Annotated in this window: 15 protein-coding genes; 10 read left to right on the plus strand and 5 right to left on the minus strand. The window is 66.3% G+C overall.

What is annotated here, in order from left to right; all coding sequences use genetic code 11:
- Positions 1–42 precede the first annotated feature (42 nt).
- From E4634_RS03805 to E4634_RS03825, 5 genes are all read left to right on the plus strand, one after another.
- Positions 43–1,470 (plus strand): DUF3336 domain-containing protein, encoded by a 1,428-nt coding sequence (locus E4634_RS03805; RefSeq protein ID WP_240725076.1) that lies wholly within the window; start codon positions 43–45, stop codon positions 1,468–1,470.
- A gap of 49 nt (positions 1,471–1,519) precedes the next feature.
- Positions 1,520–4,300 carry a M6 family metalloprotease domain-containing protein gene (locus E4634_RS03810; protein WP_240725077.1) on the plus strand — a complete coding sequence of 927 codons (2,781 nt, stop codon included), beginning with the start codon at positions 1,520–1,522 and terminating at the stop codon, positions 4,298–4,300.
- 59 nt (positions 4,301–4,359) lie between these two features.
- Positions 4,360–5,115: a hypothetical protein gene (locus tag E4634_RS03815; RefSeq protein WP_135441281.1), complete on the plus strand. Its 756-nt coding sequence runs from the start codon at positions 4,360–4,362 to the stop codon at positions 5,113–5,115.
- A gap of 97 nt (positions 5,116–5,212) precedes the next feature.
- Positions 5,213–6,304, plus strand: coding sequence for a mechanosensitive ion channel family protein (locus tag E4634_RS03820; protein ID WP_240725078.1), 1,092 nt, complete (start codon positions 5,213–5,215; stop codon positions 6,302–6,304).
- Between the two features lie 19 nt (positions 6,305–6,323).
- Positions 6,324–7,175, plus strand: coding sequence for an SDR family NAD(P)-dependent oxidoreductase (locus E4634_RS03825; protein WP_135441282.1), 852 nt, complete (start codon positions 6,324–6,326; stop codon positions 7,173–7,175).
- A 41-nt stretch (positions 7,176–7,216) separates the two neighbouring features.
- Here the strand turns inward: E4634_RS03825 and E4634_RS03830 are convergent, their stop codons facing one another.
- Entirely contained in the window at positions 7,217–7,687 is a 471-nt protein-coding gene (locus E4634_RS03830; protein WP_135441283.1) for a type III secretion system chaperone family protein, read from the minus strand.
- 158 nt (positions 7,688–7,845) lie between these two features.
- On the opposite strand from E4634_RS03830, the gene E4634_RS03835 reads away from it, so the two are divergent.
- The 4 genes from E4634_RS03835 (at position 7,846) to E4634_RS03850 (ending at position 11,145) form a co-directional block, all read left to right on the plus strand.
- Positions 7,846–8,598, plus strand: coding sequence for a transporter substrate-binding domain-containing protein (locus E4634_RS03835; RefSeq protein ID WP_135441284.1), 753 nt, complete (start codon positions 7,846–7,848; stop codon positions 8,596–8,598).
- A gap of 57 nt (positions 8,599–8,655) precedes the next feature.
- On the plus strand, positions 8,656–9,330 hold the full coding sequence (locus E4634_RS03840) for a nitroreductase (protein WP_135441285.1): 675 nt from the start codon (positions 8,656–8,658) through the stop codon (positions 9,328–9,330).
- Positions 9,331–9,520: 190 nt separating this feature from the next.
- A complete protein-coding gene (locus tag E4634_RS03845; protein ID WP_135441286.1) occupies positions 9,521–9,916 on the plus strand; it encodes an MAPEG family protein in 396 nt (131 codons plus the stop codon).
- Between the two features lie 167 nt (positions 9,917–10,083).
- Complete coding sequence (locus E4634_RS03850; protein ID WP_135441287.1) at positions 10,084–11,145, plus strand: DUF7064 domain-containing protein; 1,062 nt, start codon at positions 10,084–10,086, stop codon at positions 11,143–11,145.
- Between the two features lie 13 nt (positions 11,146–11,158).
- Here E4634_RS03850 and E4634_RS03855 read toward each other — a convergent pair whose 3' ends face one another.
- Positions 11,159–11,542, minus strand: coding sequence for a VOC family protein (locus tag E4634_RS03855; RefSeq protein ID WP_135441288.1), 384 nt, complete (start codon positions 11,540–11,542; stop codon positions 11,159–11,161).
- A 133-nt stretch (positions 11,543–11,675) separates the two neighbouring features.
- Between E4634_RS03855 and E4634_RS03860 the strand changes: the two genes are divergently transcribed.
- Positions 11,676–12,926 (plus strand): hypothetical protein, encoded by a 1,251-nt coding sequence (locus E4634_RS03860; RefSeq protein WP_135441289.1) that lies wholly within the window; start codon positions 11,676–11,678, stop codon positions 12,924–12,926.
- 34 nt (positions 12,927–12,960) lie between these two features.
- On the opposite strand, the gene ribB is transcribed toward E4634_RS03860, so the two are convergent.
- The 3 genes from ribB to E4634_RS03875 all read right to left on the minus strand — a co-directional run bounded on the left by ribB (position 12,961) and on the right by E4634_RS03875 (position 16,458).
- Positions 12,961–14,076 carry a 3,4-dihydroxy-2-butanone-4-phosphate synthase gene (ribB, locus tag E4634_RS03865; RefSeq protein WP_135441290.1) on the minus strand — a complete coding sequence of 372 codons (1,116 nt, stop codon included), beginning with the start codon at positions 14,074–14,076 and terminating at the stop codon, positions 12,961–12,963.
- A 109-nt stretch (positions 14,077–14,185) separates the two neighbouring features.
- On the minus strand, positions 14,186–15,367 hold the full coding sequence (locus E4634_RS03870) for a thiolase family protein (RefSeq protein ID WP_135441291.1): 1,182 nt from the start codon (positions 15,365–15,367) through the stop codon (positions 14,186–14,188).
- Positions 15,368–15,444: 77 nt separating this feature from the next.
- Positions 15,445–16,458, minus strand: coding sequence for a GlxA family transcriptional regulator (locus E4634_RS03875; protein WP_135441292.1), 1,014 nt, complete (start codon positions 16,456–16,458; stop codon positions 15,445–15,447).
- Positions 16,459–16,516 lie beyond the last annotated feature (58 nt).

Below are 16,516 nucleotides of genomic sequence, written 5' to 3' on the forward strand. Positions count from 1 at the left end.
ATCAACAGGGGCTGCAAATAGTGGAGTGTAGCGGTGGGGTATTTGTCGCTGCGTAAGCTGGAAAAAACCATGGAATCCGCCGAGAGCTACGAGGAGTGGTGCGAGGCGGCCCGCGCCCACGACCTCGCCTCCGGCAAGCTGCACTGGAAAAATCGCGACAAGTCCTCGCAATTCGACTACGTCTCCATCCGCCAGCGGCTGGATCGCCTGCGCTCCCTGCGTGCCCGGCACGACCACGCGGGGCTGCTGTTCACCCTCAACGAGGGAATCCACGGCAACGTCGGCGGCATGGGCAGTTCACGCCTCTACCAGGTGGCGCGTTTCGGCACCAAGCAGGTGATTGCCGAGTACATCGAGGAAATCGCCGACTCCCTGCGCCTGCTGGCCACCGTCGACGACCCCGACATCTCCGAGGAGGAGCGCCTGGATTTCTTCCGCCGCGCCGCCCACTGTTTCGGCCGCACCGCGCTGATGATGAGCGGTTCCGGCATGCTGTTGTACTTCCACGTGGGAGTGGTCAAGGCGCTGCTGGAACAGGACCTGTTGCCGAATATCTTCTCCGGCTCCAGCGGCGGCGCGTTTGTCGGCAGTATCCTCGCCACCCACGCCGATAACGAACTGCACAAGATGTTCAGCCCGGAGTACCTGGTCGAGGAGATCGAGCAGGAGAAGGGCCCGCTGGCCGTGCTGCACCGCATCCGGCCGCAGATCCTGCAGGTGGACGAGATCCAGGCGATCATCGAGCGCCTGGTGCCGGACCTGACCTTCCAGGAGGCGCTGGCGCATACCGGCCGCCACCTGAACATTTCCATCGCCCCCGCGGAAACCCACCAGACCTCGCGCTTGCTCAATGCCACCACCACACCCAACGTACTGATCCGCCAGTCGATCATGGCCTCGGCGGCGGTGCCCGGCGTCTACCCCCCGGTGATGCTGGTGGCGCGCGACAAACACGGCGACAAAAAAGCCTACCTGCCCTCGCGCAAGTGGGTGGATGGCGCGGTGAGCGACGACCTGCCGGCCAAGCGCCTGGCGCGCTTGTACGGCGTCAATCACTACGTGGTGAGCCAGACCAACCCGCACGTCATCCCCTTCGTGCGCGACTCGCGTCGGCGCCGCTCCAAGAGCGGGGTGATTCGCGCGGCTGCCACGCGCACCGCGCGGGAGTGGATCAATGCCTCGATGGAACTGGCCCAGGGCCAGCTGTCGCGCTACCCGAACCTGAACCAGCTCACCAACACCATGCTGGCCATCATCAACCAGGATTACGTCGGCGATATCAACATCATCCCGCCGTTCCGCTTTCACAACCCGACGCGCATCCTGGCGCGGCTGTCGGCGGACGAAATCTACCGGCTCATTAGGCTCGGCGAGCGCAGCACCTGGCCGAAAATTGAAATGATTCGCCTGCAAACGCAGGTCGGACGCACCCTCGAAGATATCTGCGCGGAGCTGGGATGCCAGGTTTGAATCACCGCACCAGGCTGAGCAGCACCTGTTTCACACCCCGGAGGCAAACATGAAAAACGCGGCCCGCACTGCGCGGAACCTGGTATTGGCGGTAGTCACCGCACTGGCGGCGGCGCCACTGCAGGCAGCGAGCGCCGGCGCGGACGCCGCGGCGATGGTCGACAATCTCGCGGCCCTGCGCTTCGACGCCCTGGGCCACCCGCAGATCCAGAGCGATTCCATCCACCCGGTCTCCGCGCCGGCGTCGCGTCCGCACCGCCTGCTGATCATGCCGGTGCGTTTTTCCGACAAGGGCTACGACCGCTTTGCCGGCGACCCGGAACAGGATGTGAAGAACCGCGCCTGGTTCCAGGACCTGCTGTTCGCCGGTGGTGTGGAGAACGCCAGCGAGGACACCCTGACCCACTACTACCAGCACCAGTCGCGCGGACGCTACAACATCACCGGCGACATCTTCCCGGTGGTGCAGCTGGAAAAACCACTGCATTACTACGGCCGCCCGGTGCAGAGCGGCAACGGCGAGTGGCGCAACGACGAAAACACCCAGGACCTGGTGGTGGATGCCATCGCCGCCGCCTTTGAGGCACACCCGGACTTCCCCTGGGCGGACTACGACCAGTGGGACCCGGCGGATTTCGACGGCGACGGTAATCGCGATGAGCCCGATGGCTACATCGACCACTTCGTCATGATTGTCGCCGGCAAGGGCCAGTCGAGCTGCCAGGGGCTGTACAAGCTGGGCGAGAAGCTCAACGTGCAGGCGCCGCCGGATGCCTTCGACAAGCTCACCCAGGCCGAGCAGGACTGCGCCGACCGTATCTGGCCGCATCGCTCCTCCTTGCTCTTCAACCTCGACGACGGCCCGCAACTGGGCGCGAACAAGAACGTGCGTGGCGGCATCCCGGTGGGTAACGGGTTGTGGCTGCTGGACTACAACATGCAGTCCGAGTACACCGACGTCAGTACCTTTATTCACGAGTTCGGTCACTCCCTGGGACTGCCGGACATCTACGCCCGGCTCACCAACAACTCCACCGCGGCCTGGGACGTGATGTCCAGCACGGCGAGCCCGGTGCCCCAGGAAATGAGCGCCTGGACGCGCATGGTGCTCGGCTGGCTGCAACCGTGCGTGGTGCGCTCGCCGCAGTTTGGTGGCGAGAAGAAGGGCGGTATCGACCTCAAGGTCATGAACGCCAGTGGTGCAGGCAACGGTGCCTGCGACGCCGCCATGGTCATCCTGCCGCCCAAGTACCGGGATATCGAACTCGGCCCGCTGCGCCCGGGCAATGGCAGGCAGGCGGCCTACTCGGGGCAGGGCAACGACATGAATCGCAGTCTTGCCCGGCGCTTTGACCTCAATGGCGTGGATGAGGAGACACCGATACTGCTGTCCATGGACCTGTGGTTCGAGATCGAGACCGAGTGGGATTACCTCTACGTAGAGGCTGCGCGCGACGGCGAGCCCTACCGCCGACTGCTGCCCCTGGACAAGGACGGTGTGGATGACCAGGCCAGCGTCATGCCCTGGAAGAAGGGGCACGAGGGCAACGGCTCCCTGCCCGGTTTTTCCGGGCGCAGCGGCGACCTGGACGGCGACACCAAGGTGGAGACCGCCGCCGGTTGCGACCCGACCCAGGAGCGCAAACTGGCCGAGGACAATATCGGCGATACCACAGAGGACCCCTGCGCAGTGGCGCAGTGGGTGACAGCGATGTTCGACCTCAGCGAGTTCCGCGGTGATGCGGTCAACCTGCGCATCACCTATTTCACCGATACCGCCGCGGTGGAGAACGGCGCGCTGGTCGACAACATCCTGGTGCCCGCGCTGGGCTTTCGCGAGGACTTCGAGGGCCCGTCAATCGATGGCTGGGACAACACCGGCTTCACCCTGTCCGGGGGCAGTCACCACCTCACGGTGCCGCAGTTCTATATACTCGAGTACCGCGACCCCTACGCCGATTTCGGCGCGGGCAAGAACTACGATGCGGCGCTGGTCAGGCCCGGCTTCACGTTTTACCCGGACGCCAAAACTGGCATGACGGCAATCTCCATCAACTACCGGCCGGGTGTGCTGGCCTGGTACTACAACGGTGAGTACCTGTGGAGCCAGAACGACCCGGCGGAGTTCGGTCCCGGGCACGGTTACCTGCTGCTGGTCGATGCTAATCCGCAGGAGTACGAACTGCCGCTGATGCCGCCGCGCTATTTCCAGCGCGAGGACGGCTGGAGCGCCTGGTCCTTCGATGACGATGCCCAGCCGCTGCTGGAGAAGGCGTTTGTCGATGTCATGTGTTTCGAGCGGCGTCCGCCCTACTATTCCTCGGACGTGGCAGCGGCGGCGCGTGCCAGTTGCAGCGAGCAACTGCTGGACGGCCGGCCGCCGGTGGAGGCCCTGCGCTGGGATGGGCGCGAGCTCACCTACGGCTATACCATCATCAACGAATACCTGCCCGGCATCGAGCGCGAGTCGCGCAAGGCCGCCGGTACCTTCTACGACCTGCGTATCCGCGATGGCGTCACCCAGTACCGCCTGTACGACCGGCTGCTGCGCGCCATGCACTCCGCAGACGCCCCGTTTGCCCTGGATCCCTTCGAACGCGGTATCCAGTTCTACCACCCGCGCGACGGCGAGATGCGCCCGGGCGAGGCGCGCCCGTTCGCGCCGGTCAGCCGCTTCACCGATGCGCGGCCCAATCGCTACCTCAGCCCCAAACTGCCCTTCGGCGGCGCCGATATTCCCGAGGCCGGCTTCGAGTTCGAACTCGCGCAGCCTGGCGAACAAGCCCCGGCCGGCAGCGTGGTGCGCGTGAACTACCGGTGGCGGGAGTAGGGCGGGTGTCCGGCGGCGTGGTATAGTGATCGCTCGTTCACTTCCAGACTTTGCGTGGTATGAGTACGGGGCAATCCCGGTCGGCGCCGGGCTCCCCGGTTACGGAACCCGGTAAGCGCAGCGACTTCACCGTGGCCGGCATCCTGCTGGCCGCCTGGCGCGGCAGTCGCGGCCGCCTCGGTCTTGCCTGGCGCGGGCTGGGTGCGTATGTCGGCATCATCGTGCTGTTCAACGGCGCCTTCCTCTTGCTTGCTCCGGACGAACCTGGGTCGTACTCCTTCGGCCTGCCCAATCTTCCCGGCCTCATCGATGAACTGGTCCAGGGTCTCATCCTGTTGCCGATGCTCGCCGGCCTGTTCATCTTTGGCGCGACCTTCGCGCGCGGACTGACGCCGCGTCCGGCGAGCATATTCGAGTGGTACGACCATTCGCTGACCCTGCTGCTGGTGATCATTCTCTCCCACCTGCTGATCCTGCTCGGCCTGCTGTTCTTTGTGCTGCCCGGCATCTACCTGCTGGTCTGCCTGCAGTTCGCCATCCCCCTGGCGATCGACAAGCAACTCGGCCCGTGGGCGGCCATGCGCCGTTCGCGGGAACTGGTGACCCCGGTCTGGTTCCGCATGTTCACCCTCAACCTGATTGCGGGGTTGCTGCTGGCGGGCAGCGTCCTGTTGCTGGGCATCCCCCTGATCTGGGTGTTGCCGGTGCTGCTGCACACCTGGGGCGACCTCTACGACCGCCTCGCCGGACTCGAGGAGCACACGGTGTTGCGCGTCACCCGGCCGCGGCGGCGCGCGGGACTGCGCCAGCCCTGAGCGACCGGGCGACGGAGTCTCCCCTGAGCGAGCCAGCCCGCCCGCCCGGAACAAAACTTGCAGTTTCATCCCGGGAAGGCCGCCGAACACCTACTTTATGCCCGAGATCGACCTGCAAGCCCTGCCCATACCGCCCTGGATGACCGCCGCCGGGATCGCCCTGGCCTTTGCCTGCGTCATGTTGGTGATCAAGCGCATTATTCTGGTGCGCTTGCAGCGGGTCAGCGAGCGCACCCCGTTCCGCTACGACTCACTGATCCTGCGCTCCCTGCGGGTGCCGCTGAACATCGCCATCCTCGTGCTCAGCCTGTTCGTTCTCGATGCACTGCTGCACCGTTTCGGGGTGCGCCAGAGCGTGCTCAACGGCAACGCTATGCTGGCCGCCAAGATCCTGCTGATTCTCGCCATCCTGGTCTTCGTCGACCGCTTCGTGGTCGGTGCGCTACACCTGCAGGCGGATCGCTCGCAGACCCTGCGCAGCAGTCGCGGCATTCTCGTCGGCGTCACCCGCGGCGTGGTGCTGGCCCTGGGCCTGTTGATGATCCTCGGCACACTGGGTATTTCCATCACCCCGATCGTCGCCTCCCTGGGTATCTCCTCGCTGGCGGTGGCCCTGGCCCTGCAGCCGACCCTGGGCAATTTCTTTTCCGGCGTGCAGTTGGTGATGGACAAGCCGATCCGGGTCGGCGATTTCATCGAACTGGAGTCCGGCGAGCAGGGCTTCGTGGACAAGATCGGCTGGCGTTCGACCTGGATTCGCATGCTGCCGAACAACACCATCATCATGCCCAACAGCGTGATGGCGGAGTCCAAGATCATCAACTATTTCTACCCCTCGCCGGAGCTGTCGGTGCCGGTGGAGGTCGGCGTGCATTACAGCTCCGACCTCGACCACGTCGAGCGGGTGACACTGGAGGTGGCGCGCCAGGTGCTGCGCGAGCACGAGTGGGGGGTGAGCGACTACGAGACCTTCGTGCTGTTCCACACCTTCGACAGTTCCAGCATCAACCTCACGGTGATGCTGCGCGCCGAGGAGTATTTCAAGCGCTTCTGGGTCAAGTCGGCCTTCGTCAAAGCGCTGCACAAGCGCTACGCGGAAGAGGGCATTGTGATACCGTTCCCGATTCGCGCCCTGAACACCACCCAGGAGGGTGCGGGTCCCATCCCGCCGGGCGCCGACCAGGCCTGAACCGTCCCGGGGGGAACCCATGTCACAGAAAGTCGTCCTGCTCACCGGCTGCTCCAGCGGCATCGGCGCCGCCATGGCGCGCGCCTTCCACCGTCGCGGGCTGCGCGTGTTCGCCACTGCGCGCCGGCCCGAGAGCCTGGCTCCCCTCGCCGCCGAAGGCATCGCCACCCTGGCGCTGGACGTCAACGATCCGGCCAGTATCGCCGCCGCCCTGGCGCAGGTCGGCGAGCGCGCCGGGCGCCTGGATATGCTGGTCAACAACGCCGGCCGCTCCCAGGTCGGCGCGCTGCTGGACCTCGAGCGCGACGCCCTGCGCGAGCAGTTCGAGACCAATACCATCGCACCGGTGGACCTGGCGCGGGCGGCATTGCCGCTGTTACGCGCCGCTGTCGCCGCCAATGGCAGCGCGCAGCTGGTCAATATCGGCAGTATCGTCGGCCTGTTCACCACGCCCTTCGCCGGCGCCTACTGTGCCAGCAAGGCGGCGCTGCATGCGCTGTCCGATGCCCTGCGCATGGAACTGGCGCCCTTCGGTATCCGGGTGGTCACCGTGCAGCCGGGCGGCGTGCAATCGGCCTTTGGCGACAACGCCGAGGCGCACCTGAGCCTGCCGGAGGGGTCGCCCTACCAGCCGCTGGAGGTGGGGATTCGGGACCGCGCCCAGGCCGGGCAGCGCGGGGCCACGCCGACCGCGGCGTTCGTCGAGCCTGTGGTGGATAAATTACTGCGCGATCACCCGCCGGCGGTGATTCGCGGCGGGCGCGGCAGTGTCGTGCTGGTCTGGATGAAGCGCCTGTTGCCGCGCGCGTGGTTCGACGCGGTGATGGCGCGCAAGTTTGGCCTGGCGGGGTTCGCGCCGGCGCGCGGCTAGTGCAAGGTCGGCGCAGGCACAGGATCAGCGCGAGCGCAGGGTCAGTGCAGGGCGCGGGAGCCGGGGGCGAGTTCCGGGTCCGCCGGGGCGAACAGGTAGTTCAGCTGCAGGCATTCCTCGGCCACCTGGCGGGTGGCGGAGACCGTTGCGCTGACATAGCCGGCGAACTGCTCCAGGGTCAGCCCGGCGCCGCCCAGCTGGATGCCGGCGACCACCAGCTGCGGGGTGGCGTCGTCGACCACGTCCTGGAACAGCTTCAGGGTGGGGTAATCCATGTTCAGGCGGCCGAGGTCCGCGGCCAGCGGCAGCAGGGCCATGGGTCGGATCTCCAGCTCGGTGGTCAGCAGCAGGCCCCAGGTTTCCAGGAACAGGCGGCTGTCGATCACGCCCTCGATGTCCTGCAGTGCGGGCAGGTGCAGCCCGGCGCACTGGTCGCAGGTGTGAAACTCCACGCGCGAGCGCGTCAGCCATTCTTCGAGGGTTGCCAGAGTGAGGGATTTTGGTGAGCTCATGGTGCCGTTCGCCTGCCAGTTCAATCGCGCCATGATACGTGACTTGGCGGCGCGGCCCAAGGCCCGCCGCGGTTTGGCGCGACTCGCAGGAGTGGTAAAGTCGGGGGCGCGCCGGCGGCACCCGCCGCCGGCTCCTGTCGACGCCAGCGAGGAACCCCATGCTGAAAAAACTGTTGTGCCTGCTCTGTCTCTGGCTCGCCCCGTGCCTGGCGCTGGCCGCCCAGCCGCTGAAGGTGGGCATGAGCACGGACTACCCGCCGCTGGCCTTTGCCCAGGAGGGCAAGATGTACGGCCTCGAGGTGGATGCGGCAACGGCGGTGGCGAAGATGCTCTCGCGGCCGCTGCAGATCGTCAACCTGCCGTTTGGCGAGTTGCTCGACGCACTGCAGGCAGGCCAGGTGGATGTGGTCATGTCGGGACTCAGTGTGACCGCCGAGCGCAGCGCGCTGGTCGACTTCACCGAGCCCTACCTGCGGGTCGGCCAGATGGCGATCATCCACCGCGACAAGGTCGGCGGTTACTCGCAGCCCTGGGCTATCTACCGTCCCGGGGTGCGTGTCGGCGTGGAGCCGGGCACGACTGGCGACGCCTTCGCCGAGCGCGAGTTGCCGGATGCCGAGATCCGCTATTTCGAGAACCCGGAGCAGGCCTTTGCCGGCCTGCGCGGGGACGTGATCGACATCTACCTGCACGACGCCCCGACCAGCTGGCTGCTCGCCAACAGCATGGAGAACGACGACCTCATCAGCCTGTACAAGCCGCTGACCGAGGAGATGCTGGCCTGGGCGGTGCGCAAGGACAATCCGGCCCTGCTCGCCGACCTGAACCGTTCGCTGCAGTTGATGCGCCAGAACGGGACCCTCGACTATATTCTCAACCGCTGGATTCCCGTCACCATCCAGGTGCAGTGAGCGAGCCATCGGAGACAGCCCTCTGCGAGTGATAACAGCCCCGAGCGATAACTATCCATGAGCAACAGCAACCCCAACTGCGCGGCGTTCAGCCTGCTGGTGCGCGAGCGCCGCTCGCAGCGCGCCTTCCTGCCCCAGCCGGTTGCGGCGCCGGTCCTGGCCGAGGTCTTCGATCTCGCCGGGCGCGCGCCGAGCAACTGCAACACGCAACCCTGGGTGGTGCACGTGGCCTCCGGCGCCTCGCTGGAGCGCTTGCGTGAAGTATTGCCGGAACGATTTGCCCGCGGCGAGCTCAGCCTCGACTATCCCTACGAGGGCAAGTATGCGGGCGTGTACCGCGAGCGCCAGTTCGCCGCCGCGCACGCGCTGTATGCCGCTGCCGGTATCGCGCGAGAGGACCGCGCCGGACGTGACGCGCAGTTCATGCGCAATTTCTGCTTCTTCGACGCGCCGCATGTCGCCTTCCTGTTCATGCCGGAGGACTTCGGCCTGCGCGAGGCGGCGGACGTCGGCATGTATGCGCAGAACCTGCTGCTGGCACTGGCAGCCCACGGCCTGGGTGCCTGCCCGCAGACCTCGCTGGGATTCCTCGCCGATGCGGTGCGCGAGTGCCTGGACATCGAGGCGGATCTGAAACTGCTGTTCGGGATTTCCTTCGGGTATCCCGACCCGGATGCACCGGTCAACGCCTGTGTCACTGCGCGCGACGATGTCGTGAGTTTTCATGGCTGAGGCGGTAGCCGCCGTGAATCAGGCGTCAGCTTCCCTGAATCAGTTGCCAGCCTCGCAGAGTCAAGTGTCGACCTCCCGGACATAGGACGTGTAGTAGCATGACAAAGACCTGAGCCTGCAGACCGGGGCGCGCTCACCACCGCCAACGACAACGAAGATCGCTGAACAATCATAAAAAAGGAGTCTTACCATGAATATCGCCCACCTCTGTGTCGCCCTGCTGGTCCTGCTGGTGGTGGCCGGCGGATTCTATGTTTCGATCTGTCGCGCGCGCAGCATGATTGTCTGCGGCTACCCGGACGACCCCGCGCACCCGCTGCACAAGGCCGCCCGCGCTCATGGCAACACGGTCGAGTACGCGCCGGCCATCGCCCTGGTCATCGCCATACTCGGTGCCATGGGTCCGCCGTCCTGGGTGCTGGTGTGCATGGTGCTGGTGACCCTCGCGCGCTACATGCTGTTCTTCGGCCTGGTGCTGTCACCGACCATCGCCAAGCCCCATCCCCTGCGCTTCCTGGGCGCGCTCTCGACCTATATTTTTGGCACGGTGCTCGCCGTGTACCTGCTCTACACTGCGGTGTTCTGATCACGCCTGCGCCGCGGCCGGGAAGGGTGGACGGGCGCCGGCCGCGGCGTCCTGGTCGTATGCTTAATCAACAGGAGTGTTTACATGCGCGTGGGCTTTGGTGCAGACTCTTGCGCTGCTTTTCCGTCGCCGAACAATAGCCCATAACAACTCAAACGGAGCGCCACATGCCCCTGACTCTCGCGCAGATGACCAACGGCCTGACCCCGGAACACGATTATTTTTTCCCGGAAAAACCCGATGATCCGGAGATGCGCGAAAGCACCTCCGTGTGGTTGTTCGAGGAAAACGGTGCCTTCGGTTTCCCGCGCATCGGTATCGAGGGTGAGGCGCACTCCTGGGAAAACCGCATGTACCACGTCAACTTCGCCCTGGAAAACCAGCGCGTGTTGCTCGATGCGGCCCGCGGTGCCGCGCCCCCGTGCCTCGGCCCGGACGGCAAACCCTCGGTATTCGGCGCAGGTCCTTTGACCTTTCGCTGTGTCGAGCCCTTCCGCCGCTGGCTGATGACCTACGAGGGCATGGCCCTCGACGGCAGCTTCGCCGACCAGCTCGACGGCTCGCTGGAACAGCGGCCGCGCATCCCGGTGAAGCTGGAAGTCGAATTGCACATGGAGACGCCGGCCTGGGTCGCGGACTATTCCCCGGAGAAGGTCGCGAAGATGTCGCAGAAAGAGCGCGACGACGCCCAGAGCATGGGCATCGGCTGGCGCCTGGAACACTGGGGTCGCGGCACTGGCGAGTTGACCGTCGACGGTGCTACCCGCGAGTTTCGCCTGGTGGGCTCGCGCATCAAGCGCCAGAGTGTGCGTCCGCTGGACGCCTTTCGCGGCCATTGCTGGCAGTCCGCGGTGTTCCCCGACGGCCGCGCCTTCGGCACCATCTCCTACCCGGCCAACCCCAAGGCGCCGGAGTTCAACATCGCCTACGTGGTGCAGGACGGCAAGATGTATCCGGCAAAGGCGACCAGAATCCCGTACATCCGCGAAATCCTCGCCGAGGGCGACGACGTCACCCTCGAACTGGAATCGGAGCTGGGCGTGCACCGCATTTCCGGCAGCACCTGCATGTCCACCTTCCGCGTGGCCAACGCGGACATGGCGGCGCTGGGCGCGGTGGGCTTCACCCTGCAGCAGGGTGGGGCGCGCTACACCTGGGACGACCAGGTCGCCTACGGCATGATCGAGCGCTCGGCCACCGGCGCGCAGATGGAAAACGGCTACGAGTGAATCGTGGCCTGTCTCAGGCGGACGCTAGCGAGAAGTTGAGTTCCACGCCGAGGCCGGTGGGGTCGCGCACGATCAACTGGGCGAAGCCGCGCTCGGGGAAATCGTTCTTGCGGTAGTCGATGCCCAGTGTGGTCAGGCGGTGTTCCGTGGCCTCGAGCCCGGTGCAGGTGAAGGCCACGTGGTCCAGGTAGCCCGCACCGGCCTGCGCCGCCGGGGTGTCGCGCGCCATCAGGTGCACGATGGCGGCGTCGCCCGCGTACAGCCAGTATCCCTTCAGGCCCATTTCCGGGCGGCTGCCGTCTTCCAGGCCGACGACATCCACGTAGAAATCGCGCACCTGCGCCAGTAGCGGGGCCGGGGCGGCGATGTTGATGTGGTTGAGGGCGACGACGCTCATGGGGCGACTCCTGGCGGCTGGCATGGCGCCGGGTGGTGTCCCGACGCGGACAGTATAGGTGCCGGGGAGGGTGGCGAGATAGCGTCTATACTGACTGTCCCGCCTGCCCAGGCTGTGACTCGAGGTCTTGCAGATGCTTCACGCTCACCGCGGTCCCGCGCTCGCAACGCTGTGCCTGCTGGCGCTGGCCTGGGTGCCTGGCGCCCATGCTGCTCCCCCGACCTATGACGATATCGCGTCGCCCCTGTCGCTGCCTGCAACCGGTGCCTCGCTGTCGCTGGACATGAGCGAGGCGACCGCCGCTGTCGACGACCCGGGCTGCGGCACGCCGGTCTACCAGTCGGTGTGGTTGTCCTTTGTCTCGCCGGTCGACCAGTACCTGCGCTTCGATATTCTCAGCAGTACCGGTGTTCGCCCGCGGCTCTCGGTGTGGACTGGCGAGCCCGGCGCGCTCGCTGCGCAGGATTGTCACCCGGATGCGCATGCCGCCGGCGTGCAGGCGGTCGCCGGCACCGAGTACCTGGTCATGGTGTCCTCGCCGGCAGACGGCGGTGTCGAACGCGCCTCGCTTTCCGTCTCGCCCCATTCCGTTACCAACCCGACGTCTCCGATACCGCCAGCGAACGACTTTTTCTGGTACGCGCAGCCGATCGCGGCGCTGCCATTTGCGCTGACTACCGACATGGGCGCGGCGCGCGGCGACTCCGGTTACGACCCGCGCTACTGCAACGACCCGCAGGCGACCAGCAGGCTCGGCGATACCCTGTGGTACACGCTGCAGGTGAGCCAGGCGCAGGAAGTGGATGCGCTGTTTGCCTCGGACACCGGTTCGCCCTATGTCGGCGTTTTTACCGGTGACCTCGACAATCTGGAACTGGTGGCCTGCAGTTTCGAAGGTGAATCCAGGCGCGGCGCCACACGGTTTCTCGCCCAGCCGGGGCAGCTGTACCGCGTCGAATTTGCCTCGGGTACCGAGGCGGTGAACTCGAGAATCGTGGACATCGCGGTGCGCCCCTCGCCGCCGCCCCTCGGCGGCAGCATCGAGGTGACGCCGCTGGTAAGCACCTTTGTGACCCGGGACTGGATCGACCCCATCTTCGTACCCGACCGGCACCTCGTGGTGCGCGGGTTCGTGTTTTGCGATGCGCCACTGGCGCAGCTCACGGTGGAGCTGACGGTAACCCAGGGCCAGCGAGTTGCCAGCGACAGCGCTACCGCCGCCTGCGTCGGCGGGGTGGGCAGCTATCGTGTGGAGATGGATCGCGTGGACCAGGGCTTCCGCATCGGTCCGGCGTCAGTGACAGCGCGGGCCTGGGAATTCGACAGCCACTTCGACACGCCGCAGGTCAGCGTGCCGGTGTGGGTGCGCTTCGGCGTGTTGTAGCGCAGGCGCACAAGGCCCCGCGGGGGCTGGATACTCAGGGCTGGACGAAGTCGGTGACTTCCAGGTTGAAGCCGGACAGTGCGTTGAAGTGCACCGGGGCGGACATCAGGCGCATGCGGCCGACGCCAAGGCGCTTGAGAATCTGCGAGCCGGTGCCGATCACCCGGTAGTTCGGCTGCCCTGCACTGCCGACGGCCCCCATCACCCGCACTGGTTCGGGGAACTGTGCGACCTCCGCCAGCATCTGCTCTGCGTTGTAGGCCTGGCCGATCAGCAGCACCACACCGCGACCTTCTTCCGCAATAGCCTGCATCGCCCGGCGGTACGACCAGCCGGGTGCGGACGCGTCGATGCGGGTGCCGAGCACGTCGCGCAGGGTGTTCAGGCCCTGTACGCGCACCAGCACGTCCTCGTCCTCGCGCAGTTCGCCGCAGGTCATCGCGTAGTGCACGGTGTCGTCGATGAGGTCGTGGAAGGCATGCAGGGTGAACGGTCCGAACTCGGTGTCCACCGGCTTGCTGTGGCACAACTCGACGGACTGCTCGTGCAGCGCGCGGTACTGGATGAGGTCGGCGATGGTGCCGATGTGCAGACCGTGCTTCTGGGCGAAGACCTCGAGTTCGGGACGCCGCGCCATGGTGCCGTCCTCGTTCATGATCTCCACGATCAGCGCCGCCGGCTCGAAGCCGGCCATGCGCGCCAGGTCGACCCCGGCCTCGGTGTGGCCGGCGCGGCGCAACACGCCGCCGGGCTTTGCGACCAGCGGGAAGATGTGGCCCGGCTGGCGGATGTCGGCGGGGCCGGCATTCGCCGCGACCGCCACCTGTACCGTATGGGCGCGCTGCACGGCGCTGATGCCCGGGCCTTTTTTTTGCGCCGCGTCGATGGACACGGTGAAATTGGTCTCGTGCTGCGAGCGGTTGTCGCGCACCATCAGCGGCAGTTGCAGGCGCCGAGCGCGCTCCTCGGTGATCGGCATGCAGATCAACCCGCAGGCCTCGCTGGCGAAGAAGTTGATCACCTCCGGCGTCACCGCCTCGGCGGCGATGATCAGGTCCCCCTCATTCTCGCGATCCTCGTCATCCATGAGGATGACCATGCGCCCCGCGCGAATGTCATCGAGAATATCGGGAATGCTGGACAGTGACATGCGCTATACCTTGGAAAAACACAGGGGTCAGAGCCCTTTTCGGCTGCAAAAGATGCCTGCCGCGGAAGGGCAGGCCATCAATTTTAGTCGAAAAGGGCTCTGACCCCGCTTAGAGCAGTTCGATGGCGATGGCGGTGGCTTCGCCGCCGCCGATGCACAGGGAGGCGATGCCGCGCTTTTTGCCGGCCTGCTGCAGGGCGTACATCAGGGTCACAATGATGCGCGAGCCGGTGGAGCCGATCGGGTGGCCCATGGCGCAGCCGCCGCCGTAGACGTTCACTTTCGCCGGGTCCAGGCCGAGGTCGGTGATGGCCATCATGACCACCATAGCGAAGGCCTCGTTGATCTCCCACAGGTCGACGTCGTCCACCGTCCAGCCGAGGCGGTCCAGCAGCTTGTTGATCGCGCCGATCGGGGCGGTGGTGAACAGGCCGGGTTCATGGCTGTGGCGGCTGTGGCCGAGGATTTTCGCCATCGGCTTGAGGCCGCGGGCTTCCGCCTCGCTGGCGCTGGTCAGGACCAGGGCGCTGGCGCCGTCGGAAATCGAGCTGGAGTTGGCCGCGGTGACCGTACCGTCCTCGGCGAAGGCCGGGCGCAGCTTGGGGATCTTGGTCTCGTCGGCGCTGAAAGGTTGTTCATCGTGCTCGACCACGACCTCGCCCTTGCGCGTCTTGACCGTGACCGGCACGGTCTCGGCCTTCAGCAGGCCCTTCTCGATGGCGCTCTTGGCGCGGCGCAGGGACTCGATGGCGTAGGCATCCATCTGCTCGCGGGTGATGCCGCGGTCGTCCGCGGTCTGCTGGGCGAAGCTGCCCATGGCGCGGCCGTCGTAGGCGTTTTCCAGGCCATCGAGGAACATGTGGTCGTAGATGGTCTTATGGCCGCTGCGCACGCCGCCGCGGGCGCCGGGAATCAGGTGCGGAGCATTGGTCATGCTCTCCATGCCGCCCGCGACCACCATCTTGTTGGTGCCGGCGAGAATGCTGTCGTGGGCGAACATCGCCGCCTGCATGCCGCTGCCGCAGACCTTGTTCAGGGTTACCGCACCGGTGGACTTGGGCAGGCCCGCTCCCAGCAGTGCCTGGCGCGCCGGGCTCTGGCCGAGGCCGGCCGGCAGTACGCATCCCATGAAGACTTCGTCGACGTCGTCCGGCGCCACCCCGGCGCGGGACAGGGCCTCGGCAATCGCAACCGAGCCGAGTTGGGGGGAGGTCACGCTGGCGAGGCCGCCCTGCAGGCCGCCCATGGGCGTGCGCGCACCGTTGACGATAACTACCGTTTCTTCACTCATACCGATAAGTCGCTCTGTGGGGTCGTCGGGGGATCGTTCCAAAAGGGCGCTCATTTAGCCACAGGCATGCGTTTTCCTCAAGCCGACCCGGCCGCGAGCGGCGCCGGTTCCGGCCCGAACAGCTTGCCGCGTACGGCCTCCCGGTAGCGCCCCGGAGTGATGCCGGCCTGTGCCCGGAACAGCTTGCCAAAGTGGCTGACATCCTGGAAGCCGAGTTGCCAGGCGATGTCGCTGATCGGCAGGTTGGAGCGGCGCAGCAGGTCGCGCGCCTCGCTCACCCGCAGGCGCTGCAGCCACTGTTGCGGGCTGTGCCCGGTGGCCTGGCGGAAGCGCCGGTTGAGGGTGCGCGAGCTGACCCCGAAGCGCTCGGCCAGCTCGCCGATGCTGATCGCCCGGCCGAGGTTGTCGCGCAGCCACTGCTGCGCCTCCACGACCAGCTCGTCATGGTGGCTGGGGTCCTCGTCCTTCTGGTAGGCGGCGGCGCGAAACGGGCGGCGGATCTCCGGCGAGAACTGGTTCTCCACCGCCCGGGCGATGCCGTGGCCATACCACTGCTCGACGATATGCACCATCAGGTCGGCAATCGAGTTGACGCTGCCCACGCAGTACAGGTTGTCGCTCTGGGTGATCAGGTGGCGGGTTTTCAACTGGACCTGCGGGTAGCGCGCGGCGAACTCGTCCAGGTAGTTCCAGTGCGTGGTGGCGGGGCGCCCATCCAGCAGGCCGCTGGCGGCGAGCAGGGTGGCGCCGGTGCCGACGGCGCAGACCAGGGTTTCGCCGGCGGCAAGGGATTGCAGCGCAGGCTGCCAGGCGCACGTCGAGGTAACTACCGACTGCGGGTTGCGCCAGATTGCCGGCACGATCAGCAGGTCTATCCCGGCCAGATCCTCGACGCGGTGCGTGGCTTCCAGTGTAATGCCGCTGAACAGGCGCACTGGGCCGGGTTGGTCCGCGGCCAGCACCGAACTGACGCCCGGGCTGTGGCGCGAGCGGGTGCGCGCGCTCTGGGCGGCGGCCTGGAGGATTTCCAGGGGCAGGGTGATGCTGGTGGCCAGGGCCTGGGGGTAGAGCAGGGCGGCGACACGGTGCACGGCGGAACTCCGCGATGGCAATAATGCCATAGATTATGGCAGAAATGCCCTCGAATAG

The sequence above is a fragment of the Mangrovimicrobium sediminis genome (assembly GCF_004745945.1).
Classification (GTDB): domain Bacteria; phylum Pseudomonadota; class Gammaproteobacteria; order Pseudomonadales; family Halieaceae; genus Mangrovimicrobium; species Mangrovimicrobium sediminis.